1 protein-coding gene is annotated in these 745 nt (G+C 59.9%); it reads right to left on the reverse strand.

Going from position 1 to position 745, the window contains the following annotated elements; all coding sequences use genetic code 11:
- On the reverse strand, positions 1 to 745 hold a 745-nt coding region (locus tag HZZ16_RS36930; RefSeq protein WP_197955772.1), incomplete at both ends, for an IS110 family RNA-guided transposase.

Genomic DNA, 745 nt, shown 5'->3' on the forward strand with positions numbered 1-745 from the left:
AGCTCCAGGCTTATTCAAGACCACCCAGACAATGCGAGCCATCTTGGCGGCTAGAGCGACAACGGCCTTGTTCGGATGCATCCGAGCCTGGAGCCCGTCGAGCCAGCTTCCTAGGCGATCGCGCGTCCGGTCCAAATGCCGGAAGCAGGATCGCGCGCCATGCACTAGAAGCTTTCTCACATAACGGTTGCCGCGTTTGCTGGCGCCAAGCAACGTCTGTTTTCCGCCGGTCGAGTATTGCCTGGGCACTAACCCCAGCCAGGCAGCAAGGTCGCGGGCCTTGCGAAACTGCAGTCCATCACCAATCGCGGCAAGTACGGCGGTCGCACCCAATGCGCCGATACCGGGGATTGTCATCAGCCGGCGTGTAACGTCCTCTCGATCGGCGACCGCTTCGATCTCCTTTGTCACTTCGCGGATCCGTTCTTCGAGGCGGCGGAGGTCGGCGAAGAGATCGCCCAGCAGGCGACGCATCACTGGTGACAAATCGTTTCCTTCGTCATTCAAAGCGCGCGGCAACTCGAGTTTGAACATTCCGGCACCCTGACGCAAAGGTACACCGTACTCGAGGCAGAAGGCCCGCATCTGATTGATCAGGCGTGTCCTCGAGCCGACCATCTGGTCACGGATTCGATGCAGGGCTTGAAGATCGACCTGGCCCTCCTCCTTTACGGCGACGAAGCGCATTGTCGGTCGCGTTGCGGCCTCAGCGATTGCCTCGGCGTCGATGATATCGTTCTTGTTT

Origin of the sequence: Bradyrhizobium glycinis (assembly GCF_016031655.1) — a bacterium.
Lineage (GTDB): Bacteria > Pseudomonadota > Alphaproteobacteria > Rhizobiales > Xanthobacteraceae > Bradyrhizobium > Bradyrhizobium glycinis.